We start from the raw sequence: 22,865 nt of genomic DNA, 5'->3' as shown, positions 1-22,865 counted from the left end.
CGAACCGGCCATCGGCGGCTTCCCGGCGGACTGTCAGCGGGCGATGCGGGCGGCGGCCGAGTCGAGCGCGCGGGTATGACCCGCACGTTCGGCGGCGCTGAGGAATCCTTGCGTGCGGACTTCGTCGGCGATCGCCTGGCGAACGCGACGCAGATCCCGGTGCAGCATGGCCGCGCGATGCGGCGGCAGGTGGCGCGCGTCGATCGTGCGCGACAGGCTGGCGATTCGCTGGCCGAAGCGATCCTGCTGCGCGCGATCGACATGCCAGGCGTTGCGGGTCCTGTTCGCCTCTAGCCCGGTTCCGCGGACCGAGTGGACCAACAGCGCTTGTGTGGCCAGGCGGCCGCGCAGGCGCGGTGCGGGCAGCGCGCCGAACCGCGCGGGATCGAACCGGACGAAACACCCTGTCGTATGCGCCAGCGCCTGCAGTCGCTCGTCCATCCGCTGCGCCGGCCAATCGACCGTGAATGGACCGGACGTGCACGCCGCGGCGGCCGGCGCGGCGACGAGCAGGCCGGCGGACGACAGCACAAGGGCAAGCAGGTAGCGCATGGGCGGACTCCGCATCGCGAATGGATATCAGGTCGAACGTGTCGGCGGCGTGAGCGCTCCATTAGGCTCCCGTCATGAAGCGGCGCGGCGCAGGCGCTCCACGCTGCGCCCCGCGCCGATCAACGGCAGCAGCGCGGCCATGTCCGGACCCTGGTCGCGACCGGTAAGCGCCTGCCGCAGCGGAAGGAACAGCGCCTTGCCCTTTCGGCCCGTCGTTTCCTTGAGGCTGTTGGTCAAAGCGTGCCAGGGGTCGCCCGCCCAGTCGATCGTCTCCGCCGCCTTCGCGGCCGCGGCCAGATAGTCCCGCGTCTCCGCGTCGAATGCCGGTGCGTCGACGGGACCCTCGATGACCTGCCACCAGTCGTCCGCATCGGCGATGCGCGTCAGATTGGGGCGCACGGCGTCCCATTCCGCCGACCCCATTCCGGCGGGCAGACGCGATCGCACCGATTCATAAGGCAACTGATGGACGATGCGTGCGCTGATCTGCGCGAGTTCCGCTTCGTCGAAACGGGCGGGCGCGCGGCCGTACCGCGCGAAATCCAGCGTCGCGATCAGCGGCGCGGGATCGACGATCGGCTCGACCGGATCACTGGTGCCCAGCCGCGCCAGCAGGGCGATGACCGCCTGCGGCTCGATGCCTTCGTCGCGGAAATGATCGACCCCGAGCGAGCCGAGCCGCTTGGACAATTTGCCTTCCGCGCCCGTCAGCAGCGCGGCATGCCCGAAGCGCGGCGGCGCGACTCCCATCGCGGCGAACATCTGCAGCTGCAATGCCGTGTTCGAGACATGATCCTCCCCGCGCACGACATGGGTGATGCCGAGGTCGGCGTCGTCGATCGCCGACGGCAGCATGTAGAGCCAGGACCCGTCCGCGCGGCGGATGACCGGATCGCTCATCGTCGCAGGCTCGAACCGCTGGGTCCCGCGGATCAGGTCGTCCCAGACGATCGGCGCGTCGTGATCCAGCCGGAACCGCCAGTGCGGCCGGACGCCGTCGGCTTCCAGCCTCGCCCGGTCTGCATCGCTCAGGCGGAGCGCCGCGCGGTCGTAGACCGGCGGCAGGCCGCGGCCCAGCAGCACCTTGCGCTTGAGGTCGAGTTCCTGCGCGCTTTCATAGGCCGGATAGATGCGCCCGGCGCTCACGAGCGCATCGAAGCGCGTCTGGTACAGGGCGAACCGCTCCGACTGCCGCACCTCCAGGTCCGGCATCAGCCCGAGCCAGGCCAGGTCGGCGCGGATCGCCTCGACATACCGCTCCTCCGAACGCTCCGCGTCGGTATCGTCGATCCGCAGCACGAAGCGGCCGCGGTCGCGCCTCGCGAGCATCCAGTTCTGGAGCGCGGCGCGGATGTTGCCGACGTGAAGCAGGCCGGTGGGCGAGGGCGCGAAGCGGGTGACCGTCATGCCCGTCCGCCTAGTCAGCCCGGGCGACGCGAACAAGCATGCTTCCGCTTCGCGGCAGGGACGCCTAAGGGACCTCGCCATCCGAACGGGTGGAGCGACGCATGAAACTGATGACCGGCAATTCGAACCTTCCGCTGGCGAAGGCGATCGCGGGCTATCTGGAGCTGCCGCTGACCGAGGCGCTGGTGCGCCGCTTCGCCGACGAGGAAATCTTCGTCGAGATCCAGGAGAACGTGCGCGGCGAGGACGTGTTCGTCATCCAGTCGACCGGTTTTCCCGCCAACGACAATCTGATGGAGCTGCTGATCATCATCGACGCGCTGAAGCGCGCGTCGGCGAAGCGGATCACCGCGGTCATCCCGTACATGGGCTATGCGCGCCAGGACCGGAAACCCGGCCCCCGCACGCCGATCTCGGCGAAGCTGGTCGCCAATCTGATCACCGTCGCCGGCGCGGATCGCGTGCTGTCGGTCGACCTGCACGCCGGCCAGATCCAGGGATTCTTCGATATCCCGACGGACAACCTCTATGCCGCGCCGGTGATGAGCGCCGATATCCATGCGCGGTTCGCGGGGCGGAACCTGATGGTCGTCTCGCCCGACGTCGGCGGCGTGGTGCGGGCGCGCCAGCTCGCCAAGCGGCTCGACAATGCGCCGCTCGCCATCGTCGACAAGCGGCGCGAGCGCGCCGGCGAGTCGGAGGTGATGAACATCATCGGCGACGTCGAGGGACGTTTCTGCATCCTGATCGACGATATCGTCGATTCGGCGGGTACCCTGTGCAACGCCGCCGCGGCGCTGCGCGAGGCGGGGGCGGAGGATGTCGTCGCCTATGTGACGCACGGCGTGCTGTCCGGTGGCGCCGTCGCGCGGGTGGAAGGATCGGCGCTGCGCGAGCTGGTCATCACCGATTCGATCGGCAACCACGATTCGATCGGCAAGGTGGACAGGATCCGTCATCTTCCCATCGCGCCGCTGCTGGGCGAGGCGATCAAGCGGATCGCGGACGAGACGAGCGTGTCGTCGCTGTTCGACTGAGGGCGTCGATTCCCGGCTTCCGCGCCGGGTCTCGGCTCAGCGCTGCGACAGGGCGATGATGTGCTCGAAAACCGCCGGGTGCAGTGGCTTGGCGAAGGCGCACCCATATTGGAACTTGTCGCGCCACGCGACCACGGCTTCCAGTCCTGCCAGCCCGGGAAGCGTCAGCCACACGACGGTGCCGGGCCATAGCGTGAAGCTGGTTTCCGCCCGGAAGCCGGACAGCGAGAGGTCGCTGACGTCGATCTCGAACCGCGTCTGGCCGCGATCGCGCAGGTGCGCGCGCATGCGGACGACCTTGCGCAGCGACTGGCGATGGTCGCCGCCATCCAGCGATTCGATCGGCCCGGTGAAGCTCGGCTGTTCCATGGCCGCCGGCATAGCCCGATGAAGGTTACTTTTCTGCCAACGGTCTTTCCGGCTGCGCGGCAGTGGGCGCCCGTACCCCCGCGCGGTGCCGGCGCTTCAGTTCCGCCTTGAGCGACTCGGGCTTCGGGGCGACGAGAAAGCCGAAGCTCACCGTGCCGTGCTTGGTCTCCACGACGTGATGCAGGCGGTGCGCCTGGATGATCCGCTTCATATAGGCGGATTTCGGCAGGTATCGGGTCGGCAGCCGCTTGTGCACGATGACGTCGTGGAAGCCGAAATAGATCGCGCCATAAGCGGCGATGCCCGCGCCGATCCAAGTGAAGCCCGGCCACCAGCCGAGCTGCACGCCGCCCAGGATCATGACGAACGACGGCACCGCGAAGATCGCGGCATACAGGTCGTTGAGCTCCCAGTTGCCGTGGCGCGGCCGGTGATGGCTCTCGTGCAGGAACCAGCCGGGGCCATGCATGATCCATCGGTGCGCGGCATAGGCAAAGGCCTCCATGCCGACCACGGTCGCGAGGAATAAGAGGATGCCGACGACCCAGGACATAGGTGTTCCAACTATTGCGATGCACTTGCAATAAGACGGGCGATGCCCGAAAATGCGGGGTGGATTCGAGTGGCCGCCTGTGCGAAGGGCGTGCGCAACTCTCCATATAGTAGCATGAGGCGAGGCAGGCCATGAACATTCACGAATATCAAGCCAAGGAACTGCTGGCGAAGTTCGGCGTGCCCGTTCCGGCCGGCTTCGCCGCGATGAGCGTCGAGGAGGCGGTCGAGGCCTCGAAGAAGCTGCCCGGGCCGCTGTACGTGGTGAAGGCGCAGATCCACGCCGGCGGCCGCGGCAAGGGCAAGTTCAAGGAGCTGCCCGCCGAAGCCAAGGGCGGTGTCCGCCTCGCCAAGACCGAGGACGAGGTCCGCCACGCGGCGACCGAGATGCTGGGCAACACGCTGGTCACCATCCAGACCGGCGAGGCCGGCAAGCAGGTCAACCGCCTGTACGTCACCGACGGCGTCGACATCGCCAAGGAATTCTACCTCGCGCTGCTGGTCGATCGCGCTACCGGCCGCGTCGCCTTCGTCGTGTCGACCGAGGGCGGCATGGACATCGAGGAGGTCGCGCATTCGACCCCCGAGAAGATCCACACCTTCGCCGTCGATCCCGCGACCGGTTTCCAGCCGCACCACGGCCGCGCCGTCGCGAAGGCGCTCGGCCTGACCGGCGACCTCGCCAAGCAGGCGCAGAGCCTGGCGTCGAAGGTCTATGACGCCTTCCTCGGCACCGACGCCGCCCAGATCGAGATCAATCCGCTCGCCGTCACCGATGACAACAAGCTGATGGTGCTCGACGCCAAGGTCGGCTTCGATTCGAACGCGATGTTCCGCCACAAGGACCTCGCCGCGCTGCGCGACGAGACCGAGGAGGATCCGGCCGAGATCGAGGCGTCGAAGTACGACCTCGCCTATATCAAGCTCGACGGCGACATCGGCTGCATGGTCAACGGCGCCGGCCTCGCCATGGCGACGATGGACATCATCAAGCTGAACGGCATGTTCCCGGCCAACTTCCTCGACGTCGGCGGCGGCGCCAACAAGGAGAAGGTCACCGCGGCGTTCAAGATCATCCTCAAGGATCCGAACGTGAAGGGCATCCTGGTCAACATCTTCGGTGGCATCATGCGCTGCGACATCATCGCCGACGGCATCGTCGCGGCGGCGAAGGAAGTGAACCTGCAGGTTCCGCTGGTCGTCCGCCTCGAAGGGACGAACGTCGAGAAGGGCAAGGAAATCCTCGCCAATTCGGGGCTCGCCATCGTGCCGGCCAACGATCTCGGCGACGCGGCGAAGAAGATCGTCGCGGAGGTCCAGAAGGCGGCGTGATGCTTCCCGTCTCCTGACCGATCAAATTGCACGGGCTCGGACACCATGTCCGGGCCCGATGCGTTTGGCGGGCAAGGATGCCGTAGCGGCAGCCACGCTTTTCCGTACTGAACTTGCGAAAACGGCGGAAAACCGCCATATACGCCGCCGATACGGAGCCTTCGAACGGCTCCGGCGGCCAAGACTGGAAGGACGCTGATGAAGGTGCTGGTCCCGGTCAAGCGCGTGCTTGACTATAACGTGAAGCCCCGGGTGAAGGCGGACGGGACGGGGGTCGACCTCGCCAACGTCAAGATGAGCATGAATCCGTTCGACGAGATCGCCGTCGAGGAAGCGATCCGTCTGAAGGAAGGCAAGAACGGGGGAGGCGTGACCGAGATCGTCGTCGTGTCGATCGGCGAGCAGAAGGCGCAGGAGACGATCCGTACCGCGCTGGCGATGGGCGCCGATCGCGGAATCCTCGTCACCAGCGACGAGAAGGTCGAGCCGCTCGGTGTCGCCAAGATCCTGGCGAAGATCGTCGAGGAGGAACAGCCCAGCCTCGTCATCCTCGGCAAGCAGGCGATCGACGACGACAACAACCAGACCGGCCAGATGCTCGCCGGCCTGCTCGGCTGGGGACAGGGGACGTTCGCGTCCAAGGTCGAGCTGGCCGCCGACAGCGTCACCGTCACGCGCGAGGTCGACGGCGGCCTCGAGACGGACCGGTTCACGCTGCCCGCGATCGTCACCACCGACCTGCGCCTCAACGAGCCGCGCTACGCCTCGCTGCCCAACATCATGAAGGCCAAGTCGAAGCCGCTCGCAACGAAGACGGCGGCCGATTACGGCGTCGACGTCACCCCGCGCATCAAGACGCTCAAGGTCGTCGAGCCGGCCAAGCGCAGCGCCGGCGTCAAGGTCGCCGACGTCGACGAACTGGTCATGAAGCTGCAAGCGATGGGGATTGCCAAGTGAAGACGCTCGTCTGGGTCGAACACGACGGCACGGCCGTCAAGGATGCTACGCTCGCCGCGGTAACCGCCGCGTCCAAACTGGGCGAGGTGCATCTGCTCGTCGCCGGCCAGGGCGTCGACGGCGTCGCGCAGGCGGCGGCGAAGATCGCCGGGGTGGGCAAGGTCCATGTCGCCGACGACGCGGCTTATGCGCACCAGATCGCGGAAAATGTCGCGCCGCTTGTCGCCCAGCTGATGGGCGATCACGACGCGTTCGTGGCCGCTGCGACGACCACCGCCAAGAACCTGTGCCCGCGCGTCGCCGCGCTGCTCGACGTCATGCAGATCAGCGACATCCTGTCGGTCGAGGGTGAGGATACGTTCACGCGTCCGATCTACGCCGGCAACGCGATCGCGACCGTGCAGACGTCGGACGCCAAGAAGGTGATCACCGTGCGCGGCACCGCCTTTGAAAAGGCGGCGGCGGAAGGTGGCAGCGCGACGATCGAGGCGGTCTCCTCGACCGGTGACAAGGGCATCGCGACCTTCGTCGATGCGGAGATCGCGCAGAATGCGCGTCCCGAATTGACCAGCGCCAAGATCATCGTGTCGGGCGGCCGCGCGCTGCAGAACGGCGAGAACTTCCACGCGCTGATCGAGCCGCTGGCCGACAAGCTCGGCGCGGGTGTCGGCGCCAGCCGCGCCGCGGTCGACGCGGGCTTCGTCCCCAACGATTATCAGGTCGGCCAGACCGGCAAGATCGTCGCGCCCGAGGTCTATATCGCGGTCGGCATTTCCGGCGCGATCCAGCATCTGGCCGGCATGAAGGATTCCAAGACGATCATCGCGATCAACAAGGACGAGGATGCGCCGATCTTCCAGGTCGCCGACATCGGCCTCGTCGGCGACCTGTTCAAGGTCGTCCCCGAGCTGACCGAAAAGCTCTGATCGGGGCCGGCGGCGGATGCGGCTGTGCCGCCGCCCGCCGATGCCGGGATGCGACGGACATCATGCGGCGCGGGGCCATCCCCGCGCCGTTTTTTGCGCGCGCTCCCGACGAGCCGAACCGATCGTCCATGTGTCGGAACAGCTTGGGCGCAGTGCATCGATCCGCCCGACGTGATCCTGCCCGGACAAGCCACGACCCCTGGCTTGCCTTTGTTAGCCGATAAGCTTATTAGTCTATCAGCTAATGAGTCGTCGTTGACATGGACAGCCTGTTCGAAGCCCTGGCGCATCCGACGCGCCGCCGCATCCTGGAGCTGCTGAAAGGCGGCGGGATGAGCGCGGGCGCGATCGCCGAGCGATTCGACGTGTCCAAGCCGACGATGTCGGGTCATTTCGCGAAGCTGCGCGCCGCCGGGCTGGTGCAGGCGGAGATTCGCGGCACGAGCACGATCTACACGCTCAACCTGTCGACGCTGGAGGAGGTGATGATGGCCTTCATGGCGCGGCTCGGCGTGGGCGATGACGCGACGGAGCCGAGGGAGGAGAGCGCATGACATTCCGGGATCTGAAGATCGCATCTGTGCTGGTCGTCGTCGGCATGGCGCTGGTCGCCGTGCTCGCACTCCAGCGACTGCCGTCAGGCGCACAGTTGGCGACGCATTGGGACATCGACGGCAACGTCAACGGCACCATGCCCGCTGCGGTGGCATTGTTCTTCGGTGTGGGCGTCACCGCCGCCGTCAGCCTCGTGCTGGCCGCCGTCCCCGCGCTGGAGCCGCTGCAGGACAGGATGGCGGCGAGCGCGCCGGTCTATCGCGCGGCGTGGATGGGCACGCTGGTGCTGATGGCCGTCGTCGAGGCGAAGATCGCGGCCCCGGCATTCGGTTGGGCGCTTCCGGCGATGCTGCCGCTGGCGGGCGCAGGACTGTTGCTGATCGTGATCGGCAACGTCCTGCCGAAGTCGCGGCCCAGCTTCTTCGTCGGCATCCGCACGCCATGGACGTTGACCGACACGGACAATTGGGTCGCGACGCACCGCCTAGGCGGCAGGACGATGATGCTGGGTGGGCTGTTGCTCGTCGCGGCAGGGCTGCTGCCGCTGTCCGCCGCAGTCCGGATGGCAGTGCTCGTCTCGGCGATCGGCGTGGCGATCGTGCCGCCGATCGTCTTTTCCTGGTGGTTCTGGCGGCGACACGGTGTGCGCGGCTGATCGACATTCTTGAGGGGGAGCCTGGATCATGTTGCTTTTCGCTGCGGCGCTTGCCGCTTCGGTCAATGGCGGGGATATCGCGGCGGCGGGACCGCTGGGGCCGCTGAAGGGTAGCTATGTCGACGCCGGCAAGGGGACACCCGTCGTTCTGATCCTGCCAGGCTCCGGCCCGACCGATCGCGACGGCAACAATCCGATGGGCGTCAAGGCCGCACCCTACCGCCTTCTGGCGGAAGGTTTGGCGGCACGCGGCGTGTCGAGCGTCAGGATCGACAAGCGCGGCCTGTTCGCCAGTGCCGGTGCCGTGACGGACGGGAATGCGGTGACACTGGACGATTATGTCCATGATACCGCCGCCTGGATCGCTGCGATCCGCGCCCGGACCGGTGCGGGTTGCGTCTGGCTGCTCGGCCATAGCGAGGGCGGTCTGATCGCGCTCGCGGCAGCGGCCGGCGGGACGAAGGACGTGTGCGGATTGGTGCTGGTCGCCGCGCCGGGGCGGCCGCTCGCGGCGATCATGCGCGAGCAATTGCATGCCAATCCCGCCAACGCGCCGCTGCTGCCGGCGGCCGACGGCGCGCTCGACGCGCTGGCGGCCGGCCGGCGCGTCGATCCGGCAACCTTGCCCGCGCCGCTGCAGGGACTGTTCCGCGCCGACATCCAAGGCTTCCTGATCAGCCTGTTCCATGCCGATCCGGCAAAGCTCGCGGCGAAGGTGCGGCAGCCGATGCTGATCGTACAGGGCGCGCGCGACCTGCAGGTGACGGAGGCGGACGCACAGGCGCTGAAGGCCGCATCGCCCCGCGCGAAGCTGGCGCTGCTGCCCGGCGTCAACCATGTGCTGAAACAGGTCGACGGCGACGCGCGTGCGGCGAACCTGGCGACCTACGCCGATCCCGAACTGCCGCTCGCTGCGGGCGTGGTACCGACCATCGCGGACTTCATCGTCGCACCGAATCGGCCATAATTCCGCCACCGAAACGACATCGGGTTCCTCCCTTTTGCGCGGATAACCCAAGGGAGAGTGCGTGGTGAAACGGTGGATGGCGGTGGCGGCCCTGACGACGATCGGCGCCGCGCCGGCGGAACGGGTGGTGCGGATCGACGATCCCTTCGTGGCGGTAAGCGTCAACGGTGCAGCTTTTCGGGTGCGAATCGATCCGGCCGCACCGAACATGCCGCTTATCGCGAAGACAGCGGATCGCGGCGCGAAATCCCGGAGAATGGGAATATCCTACGTCTTCGGGGTCGGATCGACGACCATCGTGGCCGACACCGAGGTGGCGCGCGTCGATTATGGCGCTGGCCCCGTCAAGCAGAGGATCGGTCGCACGCGACAGCCCTTCGCCGCGGTCGCGCCGCAGGGCAGCATCGGACCCGGCGGCCTGCCCGAACCCGTCGTCCGCTTTGTCCTGCACGCCCCGCTCGTCGGCGAGCGCACGGTGACGATGGCGATGGTACGACCTGGCTTTCCCGAAACGCTGTTCGGCAGCGGCTGGGCGGCGTCGGAGGCACAGATCATGTTCGATGGCGCACCGCTGCGCGTGCGCATCGATCCGCTGCATCCTCGTACGCTCGCGACCGCCGGCGCGGCGGTGCGTATCGCGCGGCACAACGACGGAACGCTATCCGGCGAGGCGGTATCGACCGAGATCCGGTTCGGCATCGAACGGCCGGTGCGGACGATGACGCTCGCCCGCCCACTGGCGATTGGACCGCTGGCGATCGATCGGCTCGGCGTGCGCATCGCCGACAACGGCAAGGCCGATGCGATCCGCGAGGCGGATTCCGGGCCGGTCAAGACGGACCCGGACGAGATCGTTGTCACGGCATCGGGGAAGAAGCGTGACCTTCGTCGCGATGTCGTGTCGCTTGGGGCGGATGTGCTCGCGCGATGTTCGTCGATCGTCTTCGATCGGGCGGCGGCGGTGATCCGACTGACCTGCGCCTAGGATCGGCCGTATGACCCGCCCTCGACACCTGGACGCCACCGCCGGGTCTCGCCGAGTGCGCGGGGGAGTTCCGTCGGCGGCCGTTTTCCCGCCGCAACCGTACGCGACGCAAGCGCGTTCCTGTCGCATGACCGATGTCGTCGACAACAAGGCCGCCCACCGCTTCGAACTCACGGTCGACGGCGGGACCGCGATCGCCGCCTATGCGCTGGAGGACGACCACATCGTCTTCACGCATACCGAGGTGCCGCCCGCACTCGAGGGGCGGGGAATAGCCAGTCGTCTGGTAGAGGGTGCGCTGGAACAGGTTCGCGGGCGGGGTCTCAAGGTCGTGCCGGCCTGCGCCTTTGTCGCGGCCTATATCCGACGTCATCCGGACGCGGCGGAGCTGGCGTAAGCCGCACGCTAAGCCCGCCTAGCGGGCACGCTGTGACGAGGGGCGGTAAATACCGACCACGGTGCGGACGATCGGGCGCGTCGATCCTGCGCTAAGCCATCCATATCCCCGGTCATTCCACTCTCCGGTCACTCGGCGGCCATGTCCTGCGCCCGGCGTTCCTGCGCCTGCCGTGCCCACATCTCCGCATAGAGCCCATTCCGGCGCAGCAGTTCGGCATGTGTGCCCATTTCCGCGACGCGGCCGCCGTCGAGCACGACGATGCGATCCGCATGAACGATCGTCGACAGGCGATGCGCGATCACGATCGTCGTACGCCCCTGCTCGATCGCCTCCAGCGTGCCGAGGATCTCGTCTTCCGTGCGGCTGTCGAGCGCGCTCGTCGCTTCGTCGAGGATCAGGATCGGCGGGTTCTTGAGCAGGGTCCGGGCGATCGCGACGCGCTGCTTCTCGCCGCCCGATAGCTTGAGTCCGCGCTCCCCGACGCGGGTGGCATAGCCGTCGGGCTGGCGGTCGATGAAGCCGGCGATGGCGGCGCCGCGCGCGGCGGCGGCGACGTCCGTCTCGCTGGCGCCCTCGCGGCCATAGGCGATGTTGTAGCCGATCGTCTCGTTGAACAGCACCGTGTCCTGCGGCACGATGCCGATCGCCGCGCGTAGGGAGGCCTGGGTCACGCCGCGGATATCCTGGCCGTCGATCGTGATGCTGCCCTCGCCGACGTCGTAGAAGCGGTAGAGCAGCCGCGCGAGCGTCGACTTGCCCGCGCCCGACGGCCCCACCACCGCGACGGTCGCACCCGCGGGCACGTCGAGGTCGAGGCCGTTCAGGATGGTCCGTTCGGGATCATAGCCGAAGCGCACGCCCGCGAACCGCACATGTCCCTTGGTCACCACCAGCGGTGCGGCATCCGGTGCGTCGACGACGTCGGCGGGGGTGTCGATCAGCTCGAACATCGCCGCCATGTCGATCACCCCCTGGCGGATCGTGCGGTAGACCATGCCGAGCAGGTCGAGCGGCCGGAACAGCTGGCTGAGCAGGGTGGATACGAGCACGACGTCGCCCGACGATGCCTGCCCCTGCCACCAGCGCCATGCGACGAACGCCATGCCGGCGCCCATCATCAGGTTGGTGATCAAGGCCTGGCCGATGTTGAGCCAGGCGAGGCTGTTCTCCGACTTGGTGGCGGCCTGCGCATAGGCGCTGATCGCGGCGTCGTAGCGGCGCGCCTCGCGCTCCTCAGCGCCGAAATATTTCACCGTCTCGAAGTTGAGCAGCGAATCGACCGCATGCGCGACCGCGCCGGTGTCGAGATCGTTCATCCGCGCGCGCAGGGCGTTGCGCCAGTCGGTGACCAGCCGCGTGAAGACGATGTAGCCCGCGACCATCACCACCGTCGCGACGACGAGTTGCCAGCCGAAGCTCTTGCCGAAGATGCCCAGGACGAGCGCAAGCTCGAGGATCGTCGGCGCGATGTTGAACAGGATGAAATAGAGCATCGTATCGATGCTCTTGGTGCCGCGCTCGACGACCTTGGTGACCGCGCCGGTGCGCCGCTCCAGATGGAAGCGCAGCGACAGGCCGTGCAGATGGCGGAAGACGGCGGCCGCCAGCCGGCGCGTCGCGTCCTGGCCGACGCGCTCGAACACCGCGTTGCGCAGATTGTCGAACAGCGTCGTGCCGAACCGCGCCGCGGCATAGCCGCAGACGAGAAGCACGATCAGCGTGATCGCGCCGCGATCGCCCGCCGACAGGCGATCGACCGCATATTTCAACGAATAGGAGACGCCGAAGACCTGGACGAACTTGCTGACCACGACGAGCATCATCGCCCCGACGATGCGCGCCTTCAGCCCCGGCTGGCCGGCGGGCCAGAGGTAGGGGAGGAAGCGGCGGAGCGTGGGGAGCAGCGGCTGGTCGGCGCGCGTCTGGACGGTGGGATCGGGCGGCATCGCCCCGACATGTAGGGGCCCGAGCGCGCCCACGGAAGCGCACCGGGAACATAACAAGCCTCTCGCTGGTTTTTCCCAACGAGTGGAGGCGGTTATGCAGGCTGTATTCTACGTCATGGCAATCATGGGCTGCGGCGACGGCAACGTCCAGTGCAGCGAGGCACGGGTCGTCCCGGTGCAATATCATTCCATGGCGGAATGCCGCGCGGCATTGCCGGTCCAGCTGTCCCGCAACACGGACATCGATTTTCCGGAGATCAGCGCGCTCTGCCGCTCGGCCAGCGCACAGATGGCCAAGGCCGACACCAGGCCGGCGCGTTCCTGACCAACCCTCTTCGCGATCTGCCTCCAAAGCAAAAGCGCGACGTCAGCGGGGCCGCAGCCACAATCCCGACGGTCGCGGGGTGTCCGGGATGTCCTTGCGTCGTGCTGCCTCGCCCTTGGCTCTCACCATGAAAGCGAGCTTGTCCGCCGTCGAGGTCGTCACCCGCGCATCCCACGCGGCCGCGCCGCGTGACGCGACCGTTCGGCCGATCGCGCCATAGATGTGTGCGGCCGCGAGGACAGCCCATGCCGACCGGCGCGACAGCGCGCGGGTGCCGACGCGCGCGCTCGCCTCGAAGGCGGCGGCCGCGTCGGTCATCCGCCGCGCCATCGCCACCAGCGCGGGGCGGTGCTCGGGCGCCATGTAACGATCCGCCGGCACGCCCAATTCGTCCAGCCAATCCTGCGGCAGGTAGCATCGCCCTGCCTCGGCGTCCTCGGCGAGGTCGCGCGCGATATTGGCGAGCTGGAAGGCGAGGCCGAGATCGCAGGCGCGGTCTAGCACCGCGTCTTCATCCGGCGACACGCCCATGATCACCGCCATCATGCAGCCGACGACGCCGGCGACGTGATAACAATAGCGGTACAGGTCGTCCTCGGAACGCGGTCGCCAGCCGTCCCCGTCGAGGCGGAAGCCCGCGATCAGGTCGTGCGCGAAGCGTGGCGGCAGCCGCGTCTCCGCCGCGACGATGCGAAGCGCGTCGAAGGCGGGAATGCCGATCGTTTCGCCCGCCAGCGCCGCATCCGTCAGCGTCGCCATCGCGGCGATCCGGCGCGGTGCGTCGTCGATCGCGGTCATGCCATGGCCGTGGTCCTGACCGTCGGCGATGTCGTCGCAGGCGCGGCACCAGGCGTAGAGCAGCCAGGCCCGCTCGCGCGTCGGGCGATCGAACAACAGGCTGGCGGCGGCGAAACTCTTCGACCCGCGCGCGATCGACTCGCGCGCCGTCGCGACGATGGCGTCGCGGCTGGGGCCGCCGGCGCGGCTCAAAGGTCGCTGTGGCTCATGCGCACGATCGGCTGGGTCGGGACATGCGCGGCCATGCCGTCAAGCAGGGCTTCGAGCGTGTCGCCGACGATCAGCAGGTCGCGGTGCTGCGGGCGCAGGAAGCCGACCTCCGCCATCTTTCCCCAGAAGGCGATGAGGTGATCGTAATAGCCCGTGGTGTTGAGCAGCCCGACGGGCTTGGCATGGTAGCCGAGTTGCGCCCAGCTCAGCGCCTCCCACAGTTCGTCCATCGTCCCGGTGCCGCCGGGGATGGTGACGAAGCCGTCGGACAGGTCGGTGAACGCCTGCTTGCGCTGGTGCATGCCGGTGACGACATGCAGTTCGGTCAGGCCGCGATGCGCGACCTCGGCGTCGACCAGCGCCTGGGGGATGATGCCGATCACCTCGCCGCCCGCGGCCAGCGCCCCGTCGGCGACCGCGCCCATCAGACCGAGGCGTCCACCGCCATAGACGACGCCGATGCCGCGGTCGGCCAGGGTTGCGCCGACGGCGCGAGCAGTGTCGATGTAGAGCGGGTCGGCGGGGGTGGCGGAGCCGCAGTAGATGGCGAGACGCTTCATGGCTGCGGCGCTAGGCCATGGGGCCGCAGGGGGCAAGCGGCCGGTGGCCCTATCGCTGGCACGGATATCCCACTCCCGTCACGGGCCGCATGCCGGGGATTGCTCGGTTGCCCGTATCGCCAGGGCACGCCTCGCGGAAAGGAAGCGTCACGGGCTCCGGCTAGGGCTTGGGTTGCCACAATTCGATCTTCGTCCCGTCCGGATCGACGATCCAGGCGAACTTGCCGCTGGGATCGTCGTCGTCGCGCTTCAGGATGGGAACATTCTTCGCCTTCAGCCGGTCGAGGAAAGCGGCAAGATCGTCGACGGCGAAATTCAGCATGAACTCCCGCTTCGACGGCTCCATATAGGCGGATCCGTCCTTGAGGACGTTGAACGTCAGCACCGGGGGATGACCGGGTGCGTCATAGCGCAACATCGCGCCGCCCCAGGCCTCGACCCTGATGCCCAGGACATCGCGGTACCAGGCCATCAATGCCTTGGGGTCCTTGCTTCGGATGAAGATCCCGCCGACGCCGGTGATCCTGCCCTGCGGTTCCGCGGAGACCATCACGGGCGCCAGAGCGGCGACGAGGAAGAGAGCAAGCGATAGCTCGGGACGAATGTGCACGGCATCGGCTCCCCCGCATTGGTGCCCGGGTGCTATGGCGGGGCCGAGAAGCTGGCAAGCCGGCCGCTGCCCCCTCCCGCATTCAATCGTGCGTCTGCACGTCCCAGGTCGCGTGGTCGATGCCGTGGTGCGCGGCGAGATGCGCGACGATCGCGTCGAGATCGGCGTCGATCGCGGCGGTGCTGACGAGCGTGGCGACGATGTCGACATGCTCCGCCGTCCGCTCGACGAGGTCGGTGTCGGCGACAGGGTAGCGCATCAATTCCAGATGATCGACCAGCAGGTCGCGCACGGCGGGCGCGCGGTCCGGATCGGTGCTGACCGTTACCGAATAGGTCGCCTCCAGGACGCCGCCGACCAGCGGGATGCGGTTGATCGCGTTGACGACGGGACGCAGAAGCGTGTTGCCCGCGACGACGAAGACGGTCAGCGTCGCCGCCTCCGCGAGCATGTCCGTCCCCGCCGCCGCGCCGACCGCAGCGGAGCACCAGAGCGTGGCGGCGGTGTTGAGGCCGCGCACGTTCATTCCCTCCTTCATGATCACGCCTGCGCCCAGGAAGCCGATGCCGGAGACGACGTAGGCGATGACGCGGATCGCCTCCGCATTGCCGGCGAGCCGCTGGGCGAGATCGACGAAGGCGGCGGCGCCGAGCGCGACGAGCGCGTTGGTGCGCAGCCCCGCATTGCGCTGGCGATATTGCCGTTCCGCCCCGATCAGCGCGCCGAGCACCAACGCCGCGGCATAGCTGACCAGCGTGTCGAGATAGGCGTGGAGGTCGAACGTCTGGGTAAAGTGCATCTGGGCCGCCCGGCAGAACCGTGGCGGCCCCATAGCGGGGCAGCGCTAGCCGGTCACCCCTCCAGCATCAGGGCGGCGGTCGCCTTGGCACTGCCGACGACACCCGGGATGCCCGCACCGGGGTGCGTGCCCGCGCCGACGAAATAGAGGTTCGGAATGGCATCGTCGCGATTGTGGACGCGGAAATAGGCACTCTGGGTCAGGATCGGCTCGAGGCTGAAGGCGGATCCCATGTGCGCGTTGAGATCCTGCGCGAAATCCTTCGGCGCATAGCTGAACTTGGTGACGATCCGCTCGTGGATGTCGGGGATCAGGCGCCGGCCGACCTCGTCCAGGATGCGCTTCTCCAGGATTGGCCCGATCTCGTCCCAGTCGACCGGGAACTTGCCCATGTGCGGTACGGGTGCGAGCGCGTAGAAGGTCGAATGCCCCTCCGGCGCGAGCGCGGGGTCGGTGACGGTCGGATGGTGCAGATAGAGCGAGAAATCCTCCGCCAGCACGCCGTGGTCGTATATGTCCTCGAGCAGCCCCTTATAGCGCGGTCCGAACAGGATCATGTGGTGCGGGATGCCCGGCCAGGTGCCCTTGATGCCGAAATGGACGACGAACAGCGACGGCGAATAGCGCTTGCGCTCCAGCCGGCCGCGCGTGCGCTGGGCGCTGCGCGAGCCGGACAGGAGATCGCGATAGGCATGCATGATGTCGCCGTTGCATGCCACCGCATCGGCGTCGCTGCGCCAGCCGCTGGCGCAGGCGACGCCGGTCGCGCGGTCGCCCAAAGTCTCGATCTGTACGACCGGATCGCCCAGGCGGAGCGTGCCGCCGATCCGCTCGAAATGCGCGACCATGCCGGCGACCAGCCGGTTGGTGCCTCCGCGCGCGAACCAGACGCCGCCGTCGCGCTCGAGCTTGTGGATGAGCGCGTAGATCGCGCTGGTCGTCATCGGATTGCCGCCGACGAGCAGCGTATGGAAGCTTAGCGCCTGGCGCAGTCGTTCGTCCGCGACGAACTTCGACACGATGGAATAGACCGAGCGCCACGCCTGGTATTTCGCCAGCGCCGGCGCCGCCTTCACCATCGAGGCGAAGTCGAGGAAGGCGACGTGGCCGAGCTTCTCATAGCCTTCGTGGTAGACGCCCGCGGCATAGTCGAGGAAATGCGCATAGCCCGACACGTCGGCGGGGTTGAGGCGCGCGATCTCCTGCCGCAACGCGACGTCGTCGTTCGAATAGTCGAAGTTGGTGCCGTCAGGCCAGTTGAGCCGGTAGAAGGGCGTCACGGGCTCCAGCGTCACGTCGTCGGCGATGTCGCGGCCGGTCAGCGCCCAGAGTTCCGCGAGGCAGGCGGGATCGGTGATCACCGTCGGGCCGGCGTCGAAGGTGAAGCCGTCCTTCTCCCAATAATAGGCACGGCCGCCGGGCTTGTCGCGCGCCTCGACGATCGTGGTCTCGACCCCGGCGGATTGCAGGCGGATGGCGAGCGCAAGGCCGCCGAACCCGGCTCCGACGACGATGGCGCGACGCGGCTTGGCCATCAGCGGCCTCCCGCCAGCGCGCGCACCGCCCGCGCGATCGGCACCGGCGGCTTCCCGATAAGTACCCTGGCCTTGTCCGTCATCGTCGATCGTCCCGCATAGAATCGGCCTATAAGTCCCGCGTCGAGGCGGTAGAAGCGCTCCAGCACACGGTAGCGTTCCTGGGGTTCGGCGGCCTTGAACAGCATGGCGTCGAGCATGCGGTAGAAGCCGCGCCCGCGCCAGAGGTCCTTGGCATGATCGTACGTCGTCGCGTGCAGCGCGGGGCCCGAAAGGTCGCGGCGCGTCGCAATCATCGCCGCGGTCCGCACCGCATCGGGCAGCGAATAGCCGGTGGTCGGATGGAACAGGCCGGCACGCATGCCGACCTTCGCCACGCCCGTGCCGCTGGACCGCCAATAAGCGTCGAAATCGCCGCCGATCGCGACGGGCAGCACGCCCGTTTCCTCATGGCCGTCGTCGGTGTCGCCGTGCCAGCCGTGCGCGGTGGCATAGGCGCTGATCCGGTCGCGGATCGACGGCACGTCGAGGTCGGGCGTATCGCTGTAATAGGTATCCTCGACGAACATCCGCGTCGGCGAGAAGGGCAGGCAATAGACGAAGCGGTAGCCATCGATCTGGGGCACGGTGGCGTCCATCACCACGGGTCGTTCCACATCGTGCGGTTCGGCGAGGGACAGCGTGCGTCCCACGAACTTCTGCCAGCCGAGATCGAGGCGTGACAGGTCGCCGGGACCGCGCGCGTCGATGACGCCGCGCGCCTCCACCCGGTCGCCATCGCCGAGCACGACCGCAGTCGCGGAACAGGCGAGCACACGCCGCCCGGTCATCAGCGCATGCGCGGGGAGCCGTTCGCGCACGACCGCGTCGAGCCGCGCGCTGGTGAGCGAGTAATAGGTCTCGTCCAGCGTGCGGGCATGGGCGGGGAAAGCGATGTCATAGCCGCGCCAGGCATGGACGACGAGCGGCGCGAGCAGCCAGCGATCCTCGGCCGCGACATCGCTGCCGAAGAAGGACCAGACGTGGTTGCCGCCCAGCGTGTCCGCCTCCTCGACGATTCGCACGTCGAGCGTCGGATGCCTGGCCGCCAGCGCGAGCGCGACCAGCGACCCCGCCAGCCCACCGCCGACGACCGCCACGTCGCAAGGGATCGTCCTACCCATCGCCGATCCGCCTAACGCAAGATGCGCAGGCCGAGAACCGTCTTATCGCGCATCGTCGTCGCGTCCATGCGCATGGACGGCTAGCCTGGCCGAGGTGAGGCCGGTGGCGTCCCCGGCGTGCCGCAATGGTCCGGTAATGACAGGCGACTCCGGCCGCCGGGCGGGATGACGGCGCACGCGCACCGTCGGGCGTGATCTGCGGGCGCTCGACAGGCCGGCAATGCCGACGCATCTTCGGCGGCATGCTCCCCGCCGTGCTCCCTGCAATGCTCCATGCCCCCATGCTGTCGACCGATCGTCTGGTCCTCGATCGCCACCGCCCCGACGATCTCGACGCGCTTGCCGCCCTGTGGGCCGATCCGGCGGTCTACGGCCCGATCGGGGTCGCCGCGCGATCGCGGGAGGAGGTATGGATACGCCTGCTGCGGCATGTCGGCATGTGGGCGACGTTCGGCTATGGATCGTGGGTGGTGCGCGCGAGCCGCGACGGGCCGGCGGTCGGCGAACTGGGTCTGATCGAGGCGCGACGCGCGCTCGATCCGCCACTGACCCTGCCGGAGATGGGCTGGATGATCGCACCCGAGCTGCACGGACGCGGGTTCGCGGGCGAGGCGATGGGCGCGGCGCTCGCCTGGAGCGACGCGAACGGCATCGCGCGCACGACCTGCATCATCGGTACCGACAATGCGCCGTCGCTACGACTCGCGGCGCGCCTCGGTTATCGGCCGCTGCGCGAGGCGCCCTATCACGGCAAGACGGTGGCCGTGCTCGAACGATGACGCGGCGCCCGCCTCGCCGCGGCGCGATCTGACGCCGGGCGTGACGCCGCGCGTTCCTGCCGATCCCTGCGACGGACGGAGGCGACTTTTACGTCCCGATCGGCTAGACGATGCGACGCAATGGTGCTGCTTCTCCTCTCCGCGCTGGCGATGACGGCGATCGTCGGCGTCCGCTACCTCATCGTCTCGGGCGCCTTCGCGGCGGCGACGCGAGTCCGGCATCCCGGCCTCTATCGCGGCCTGGACGCGCAGATGCGGCGCGAGATCGGCTGGAGCCTCGCCTCCGCCGCCATCTACGGCATTCCCGCCGGCGTGCTGGCCTGGGGCTGGCAGCATCATGGCTGGACGCGCGTCTACGCGGACGTGCATGCCTATCCGATCTGGTACCTGCCGGTGTCGGTGCTGCTCTACCTGTTCCTGCACGACAGCTGGTTCTACTGGACGCACCGCTGGATGCACCGGCCGGCGGTGTTCCGCGTCGCCCATGCGGTCCATCACGACAGCCGCCCGCCGACCGCCTGGGCAGCCATGGCCTTCCACCCGATCGAGGCGGTGACGGGTGCTGTGGCCATTCCGCTACTGGTCCTCGCAATTCCGATCCATGTCAGTGCTTTGGGTTTCGTGCTCACGGTGATGACGGTAATGGGGGTGACCAATCACATGGGCTGGGAAATCTTTCCCAGGTTCATGTGGCATGGGCGGCTGGGGGGCTGGCTCATCACCGCAAGTCATCATCAGCGCCACCATGAGCAATATGGGTGCAATTATGGTCTCTATTTCCGCTTCTGGGATCGTCTGTGCGGCACGGACCGCGGCATCGGCGATTTCGCGCGGGCGCATGCGAAGGCAGCGCGGCGCGGCGGCGCTGGGACTGTCGGCGGCGTCGGTGCTGCTGCTCGGCGCGACGCCGGTCGCGCGGCTTGACGTCGCGGTCGACCAGGTCCGGTCCGCGAAGGGCATGCTGCGCGTCTGCCTGACCGCCGATCCGGACAATTTCCCCGCCTGCGTCGACGATGCCGACGCGGTGACGCGCTCGATCCCGGCCGGAACGCATGCGCTGTCGTTCGCGGGACTGCCGCGCGGTACCTATGCCATCGCGGTGATCCACGACGAGAACAACAACGCGAAGCTTGATACCTTCGCCGGCATCCCGCGCGAGGGCTTCGGCTTTTCGCGCAATCCGCCGATCCGCTTCGGCGCGCCGCGCTTCACGGCGGCGCGTTTCACGCTCGCAGGTGATGCAGATCGGCAACAGATTCGGATGCGCTACATCCTCTGACCGCAACGGCCGGATCGTTTCGCGTAAACGGGGCGTTGCGGGACCGTAACAGGTTGGAGCCAGATTCGTGTCCCGTAAGCTTTCCGCGCCGCTGGCGTTTTCGCTCGCCCTGATCGCCGCGCCCGCGGCGGCGCAGGTCGCCACTCCCGACGCCGGCGGCACGCAGAAACCGGCTGCCGACATGAATATCGGTGGCGACAGCATCACCATCGGCCTGGGCGCCGCCTACCTGCCCGACTATGAAGGGTCGGACCACTATAGCTTCACCCCCGCGCCCGGCGCGATCGGCACGGTGAAGGGGCACGACTTCGTACTGGCGGGCAATCGCGTCAGCTTCGACCTGGTCCCCAATCGCAACGACAATGGCATCGAACTGCAGGCTGGGCCGATCGCGGTGCTCAACCTCAATCGTGCCAGCCTGCGCGGGATCGACGACCCACGCGTGCGCGCGCTGGGCAAGGTCGGCACCGCGGTCGAGCTCGGCGGCTACGTCGGCGTCGGCAAGACGGGCATCGTCACCAGCCCCTACGACCGCTTGTCCGTGTCCGTCAGCTATCGCCACGACGTCGCGGGCGTGCACGACAGCGGCATCTGGCAGCCGTCGGTCAATTACTTCACGCCGCTCAGCCTCAAGGCCGCCGTCGGTCTGTTCGCGACGGCGGAACATGCCGACAGCGGCTATGCGCGCAGCTATTTCGGCGTCACCCCGGCGCAGAGCGTGCGCAGCGGCTTCGTCGCGTATCGCCCGCGCGGCGGGTGGAAGGACTGGTCGATCGGCGGGCTCGGCACCTATGCGCTGACCGGCAACCTGCTGCACGGCTTCAAGCTGGTCGGCGGGGTCACCTATGGCCGGATGCTGGGCGACTTCGCCGACAGCCCGCTGGTGAGCGTCGCGGGATCGAAGACGCAGTGGCTGGGCGCCCTGGGCGTCGCCTATACCTTCTGACGGCGGTGCGGCGCTCTCCCCCGTGCCGGCCGGATGGCCTGCCCGGACGGGTCTCAAGGTGCCGCGCCAAAACGCGGATTTGCCGTGCTTTCGCTTGACGCGCGGCCTGTGATGCGGAACGGCTGACGGCCCATGCGGGGCCCGGCCTCGCGCGTGAAGGGGAGATCCCGAGTATGACCGACAGCCTGGATGTGACCGCGGCGCTGGACGCGCGCGCGCTGCGGCGCGACGATCGCCGCGCTTTCTTCAAATCGGCGCTGGGCGCGGTCGCGGTGGGCGCCGCGGGTGCCGCGACGCTGGGGCTGGCCGGCGAGGCCGCGGCGCAAAGCGCGACGGTCACCGACGCCGACGTGCTCAACTTCGCGCTCAATCTCGAGTATCTCGAGGCGCAATTCTACAGCTTCGCGGCGAACGGCGTCGGCCTGTCCAACAGCTTGCTGACCGGCACCGGCACGCAGGGCGCGGTATTGGGCGGTAGCGCGGTCAACTTCGGCGGCGACGCCACCGTCAGCGCCAGCGACGCGGCGATCATCGGTAACTTCGCGCGCGAAATCGCGGCCGACGAGGCGGCGCACGTCGCCTTCCTGCGCTCGGCGCTCGGCAGTTCGGCGATCGCGCAGCCGACCATCGACCTGTCGGCCTCGCCGACCAGTGCCTTTTCGAAGGCGGCCGCGGCCGCCGGTCTCATCGCGACCGGCGCGGTCTTCGATCCCTTCGCCAGCGTGCAGAATTTCCTCTACGCGGCCTTCCTGTTCGAGGATGTCGGCGTCACCGCCTACAAGGGCGCCTCGACGCTGCTGACCAGCAAGACCTATCTCGAGGCGGCGGCCGGCATCCTGGCGACGGAGGCCTATCACGCGGCGATCGTGCGCGAGGAACTGTATCGCCTCGGCCTCGGCAATGCGGCGATCATCACCCAGGTCGGCCAGCTCAGCGATGCGCGCGACGCACTCGACGGCCAGACCGACATCGACCAGGGCATCGCCGAGACCTCAACCACGATCACCAACGCCGATGCGTCGACCACGTCGGTTCAGGTCGCTCACATCGTGCCAGCCGACGCCAATGCGATCGCCTACAGCCGCACGCCGGGGCAGGTGCTCAACATCGCCTATCTGACCAGCGCGCAGGCGACATCGGGCGGGTTCTTCCCGAACGGCGTCAACGGCAACGTCAAGCAAAGCGCGGCCAGCGCGGCTTCGGCCTGATTCAGCGGAGTAT

General features: G+C 68.0%; 26 protein-coding genes. 15 read left to right on the top strand and 11 right to left on the bottom strand.

Annotated features, from left to right (window positions below; all coding sequences use genetic code 11):
* Positions 1 to 33 precede the first annotated feature (33 nt).
* Both IQ292_RS03765 and IQ292_RS03760 read right to left on the bottom strand, forming a co-directional pair.
* Positions 34 to 552, bottom strand: coding sequence for a hypothetical protein (locus tag IQ292_RS03765; protein WP_203308987.1), 519 nt, complete (start codon positions 550 to 552; stop codon positions 34 to 36).
* A gap of 72 nt (positions 553 to 624) precedes the next feature.
* A complete protein-coding gene (locus IQ292_RS03760; RefSeq protein ID WP_203308986.1) occupies positions 625 to 1,959 on the bottom strand; it encodes a glutamate--tRNA ligase in 1,335 nt (444 codons plus the stop codon).
* Positions 1,960 to 2,060: 101 nt separating this feature from the next.
* Between IQ292_RS03760 and IQ292_RS03755 the strand changes: the two genes are divergently transcribed.
* Positions 2,061 to 2,996, top strand: a complete 936-nt coding sequence (locus IQ292_RS03755; protein ID WP_203308985.1) for a ribose-phosphate pyrophosphokinase — start codon at positions 2,061 to 2,063, stop codon at positions 2,994 to 2,996.
* Positions 2,997 to 3,032: 36 nt separating this feature from the next.
* Here the strand turns inward: IQ292_RS03755 and IQ292_RS03750 are convergent, their stop codons facing one another.
* Both IQ292_RS03750 and IQ292_RS03745 read right to left on the bottom strand, forming a co-directional pair.
* Positions 3,033 to 3,365: a pilus assembly protein PilZ gene (locus tag IQ292_RS03750; protein WP_203308984.1), complete on the bottom strand. Its 333-nt coding sequence runs from the start codon at positions 3,363 to 3,365 to the stop codon at positions 3,033 to 3,035.
* A 25-nt stretch (positions 3,366 to 3,390) separates the two neighbouring features.
* The gene (locus IQ292_RS03745) at positions 3,391 to 3,918 is read right to left on the bottom strand and encodes a sterol desaturase family protein (RefSeq protein ID WP_203308983.1); all 528 of its coding nucleotides are present in this window, start codon (positions 3,916 to 3,918) and stop codon (positions 3,391 to 3,393) included.
* A gap of 131 nt (positions 3,919 to 4,049) precedes the next feature.
* On the opposite strand from IQ292_RS03745, the gene sucC reads away from it, so the two are divergent.
* The 8 genes from sucC to IQ292_RS03705 all read left to right on the top strand — a co-directional run bounded on the left by sucC (position 4,050) and on the right by IQ292_RS03705 (position 10,691).
* Positions 4,050 to 5,249, top strand: coding sequence for an ADP-forming succinate--CoA ligase subunit beta (gene sucC / locus IQ292_RS03740; RefSeq protein WP_203308982.1), 1,200 nt, complete (start codon positions 4,050 to 4,052; stop codon positions 5,247 to 5,249).
* A gap of 198 nt (positions 5,250 to 5,447) precedes the next feature.
* Entirely contained in the window at positions 5,448 to 6,206 is a 759-nt protein-coding gene (locus IQ292_RS03735; RefSeq protein WP_203308981.1) for an electron transfer flavoprotein subunit beta/FixA family protein, read from the top strand.
* Positions 6,203 to 7,132, top strand: a complete 930-nt coding sequence (locus tag IQ292_RS03730) for an electron transfer flavoprotein subunit alpha/FixB family protein (protein WP_203308980.1) — start codon at positions 6,203 to 6,205, stop codon at positions 7,130 to 7,132. Before IQ292_RS03735 ends, IQ292_RS03730 begins: the two co-directional genes overlap by 4 nt.
* A 260-nt stretch (positions 7,133 to 7,392) precedes the next feature.
* Positions 7,393 to 7,686, top strand: a complete 294-nt coding sequence (locus IQ292_RS03725) for a metalloregulator ArsR/SmtB family transcription factor (protein ID WP_203308979.1) — start codon at positions 7,393 to 7,395, stop codon at positions 7,684 to 7,686.
* Entirely contained in the window at positions 7,683 to 8,342 is a 660-nt protein-coding gene (locus tag IQ292_RS03720; RefSeq protein ID WP_203308978.1) for an SdpI family protein, read from the top strand. The genes IQ292_RS03725 and IQ292_RS03720 overlap by 4 nt, the downstream gene beginning before the upstream one ends.
* 28 nt (positions 8,343 to 8,370) lie before the next feature.
* The gene (locus IQ292_RS03715) at positions 8,371 to 9,309 is read left to right on the top strand and encodes an alpha/beta hydrolase (protein ID WP_203308977.1); all 939 of its coding nucleotides are present in this window, start codon (positions 8,371 to 8,373) and stop codon (positions 9,307 to 9,309) included.
* 61 nt (positions 9,310 to 9,370) lie between these two features.
* Complete coding sequence (locus IQ292_RS03710; RefSeq protein WP_203308976.1) at positions 9,371 to 10,294, top strand: hypothetical protein; 924 nt, start codon at positions 9,371 to 9,373, stop codon at positions 10,292 to 10,294.
* A 127-nt stretch (positions 10,295 to 10,421) separates the two neighbouring features.
* Complete coding sequence (locus IQ292_RS03705; protein WP_203308975.1) at positions 10,422 to 10,691, top strand: GNAT family N-acetyltransferase; 270 nt, start codon at positions 10,422 to 10,424, stop codon at positions 10,689 to 10,691.
* A gap of 128 nt (positions 10,692 to 10,819) precedes the next feature.
* Here the strand turns inward: IQ292_RS03705 and IQ292_RS03700 are convergent, their stop codons facing one another.
* On the bottom strand, positions 10,820 to 12,640 hold the full coding sequence (locus IQ292_RS03700; RefSeq protein ID WP_203308974.1) for an ABCB family ABC transporter ATP-binding protein/permease: 1,821 nt from the start codon (positions 12,638 to 12,640) through the stop codon (positions 10,820 to 10,822).
* Between the two features lie 94 nt (positions 12,641 to 12,734).
* On the opposite strand from IQ292_RS03700, the gene IQ292_RS03695 reads away from it, so the two are divergent.
* Positions 12,735 to 12,965: a hypothetical protein gene (locus tag IQ292_RS03695; protein ID WP_203308973.1), complete on the top strand. Its 231-nt coding sequence runs from the start codon at positions 12,735 to 12,737 to the stop codon at positions 12,963 to 12,965.
* Positions 12,966 to 13,007: 42 nt separating this feature from the next.
* Here IQ292_RS03695 and IQ292_RS03690 read toward each other — a convergent pair whose 3' ends face one another.
* The 6 genes from IQ292_RS03690 to crtY all read right to left on the bottom strand — a co-directional run bounded on the left by IQ292_RS03690 (position 13,008) and on the right by crtY (position 18,640).
* Complete coding sequence (locus tag IQ292_RS03690; protein ID WP_203308972.1) at positions 13,008 to 13,955, bottom strand: phytoene/squalene synthase family protein; 948 nt, start codon at positions 13,953 to 13,955, stop codon at positions 13,008 to 13,010.
* Positions 13,952 to 14,533, bottom strand: a complete 582-nt coding sequence (locus IQ292_RS03685; protein WP_203308971.1) for an LOG family protein — start codon at positions 14,531 to 14,533, stop codon at positions 13,952 to 13,954. Before IQ292_RS03685 ends, IQ292_RS03690 begins: the two co-directional genes overlap by 4 nt.
* A 160-nt stretch (positions 14,534 to 14,693) precedes the next feature.
* Positions 14,694 to 15,143 (bottom strand): VOC family protein, encoded by a 450-nt coding sequence (locus IQ292_RS03680; RefSeq protein WP_287979117.1) that lies wholly within the window; start codon positions 15,141 to 15,143, stop codon positions 14,694 to 14,696.
* An 82-nt stretch (positions 15,144 to 15,225) separates the two neighbouring features.
* The gene (locus tag IQ292_RS03675; RefSeq protein WP_203308970.1) at positions 15,226 to 15,942 is read right to left on the bottom strand and encodes an MgtC/SapB family protein; all 717 of its coding nucleotides are present in this window, start codon (positions 15,940 to 15,942) and stop codon (positions 15,226 to 15,228) included.
* 53 nt (positions 15,943 to 15,995) lie between these two features.
* A complete protein-coding gene (locus tag IQ292_RS03670) occupies positions 15,996 to 17,477 on the bottom strand; it encodes a phytoene desaturase (protein ID WP_203308969.1) in 1,482 nt (493 codons plus the stop codon).
* Positions 17,477 to 18,640, bottom strand: coding sequence for a lycopene beta-cyclase CrtY (crtY, locus tag IQ292_RS03665; protein ID WP_203308968.1), 1,164 nt, complete (start codon positions 18,638 to 18,640; stop codon positions 17,477 to 17,479). Before crtY ends, IQ292_RS03670 begins: the two co-directional genes overlap by 1 nt.
* A 266-nt stretch (positions 18,641 to 18,906) precedes the next feature.
* Here crtY and IQ292_RS03660 point away from each other — a divergent pair, with 266 nt between their 5' ends.
* The 5 genes from IQ292_RS03660 (at position 18,907) to IQ292_RS03640 (ending at position 22,852) form a co-directional block, all read left to right on the top strand.
* A complete protein-coding gene (locus tag IQ292_RS03660) occupies positions 18,907 to 19,419 on the top strand; it encodes a GNAT family N-acetyltransferase (protein WP_203308967.1) in 513 nt (170 codons plus the stop codon).
* Between the two features lie 120 nt (positions 19,420 to 19,539).
* Positions 19,540 to 20,343, top strand: a complete 804-nt coding sequence (locus tag IQ292_RS03655; RefSeq protein ID WP_203308966.1) for a sterol desaturase family protein — start codon at positions 19,540 to 19,542, stop codon at positions 20,341 to 20,343.
* A complete protein-coding gene (locus IQ292_RS03650) occupies positions 20,312 to 20,698 on the top strand; it encodes a DUF2141 domain-containing protein (protein ID WP_238940818.1) in 387 nt (128 codons plus the stop codon). The genes IQ292_RS03655 and IQ292_RS03650 overlap by 32 nt, the downstream gene beginning before the upstream one ends.
* A gap of 67 nt (positions 20,699 to 20,765) precedes the next feature.
* Positions 20,766 to 21,644: a MipA/OmpV family protein gene (locus IQ292_RS03645; protein WP_203308964.1), complete on the top strand. Its 879-nt coding sequence runs from the start codon at positions 20,766 to 20,768 to the stop codon at positions 21,642 to 21,644.
* A gap of 173 nt (positions 21,645 to 21,817) precedes the next feature.
* On the top strand, positions 21,818 to 22,852 hold the full coding sequence (locus IQ292_RS03640) for a ferritin-like domain-containing protein (RefSeq protein WP_203308963.1): 1,035 nt from the start codon (positions 21,818 to 21,820) through the stop codon (positions 22,850 to 22,852).
* Positions 22,853 to 22,865: the final 13 nt, after the last annotated feature.

Source organism: Sphingomonas beigongshangi, assembly GCF_016820445.1.
Lineage (GTDB): Bacteria > Pseudomonadota > Alphaproteobacteria > Sphingomonadales > Sphingomonadaceae > Sphingomonas > Sphingomonas beigongshangi.
This window is presented reverse-complemented; position numbering and strand designations above follow the sequence as displayed.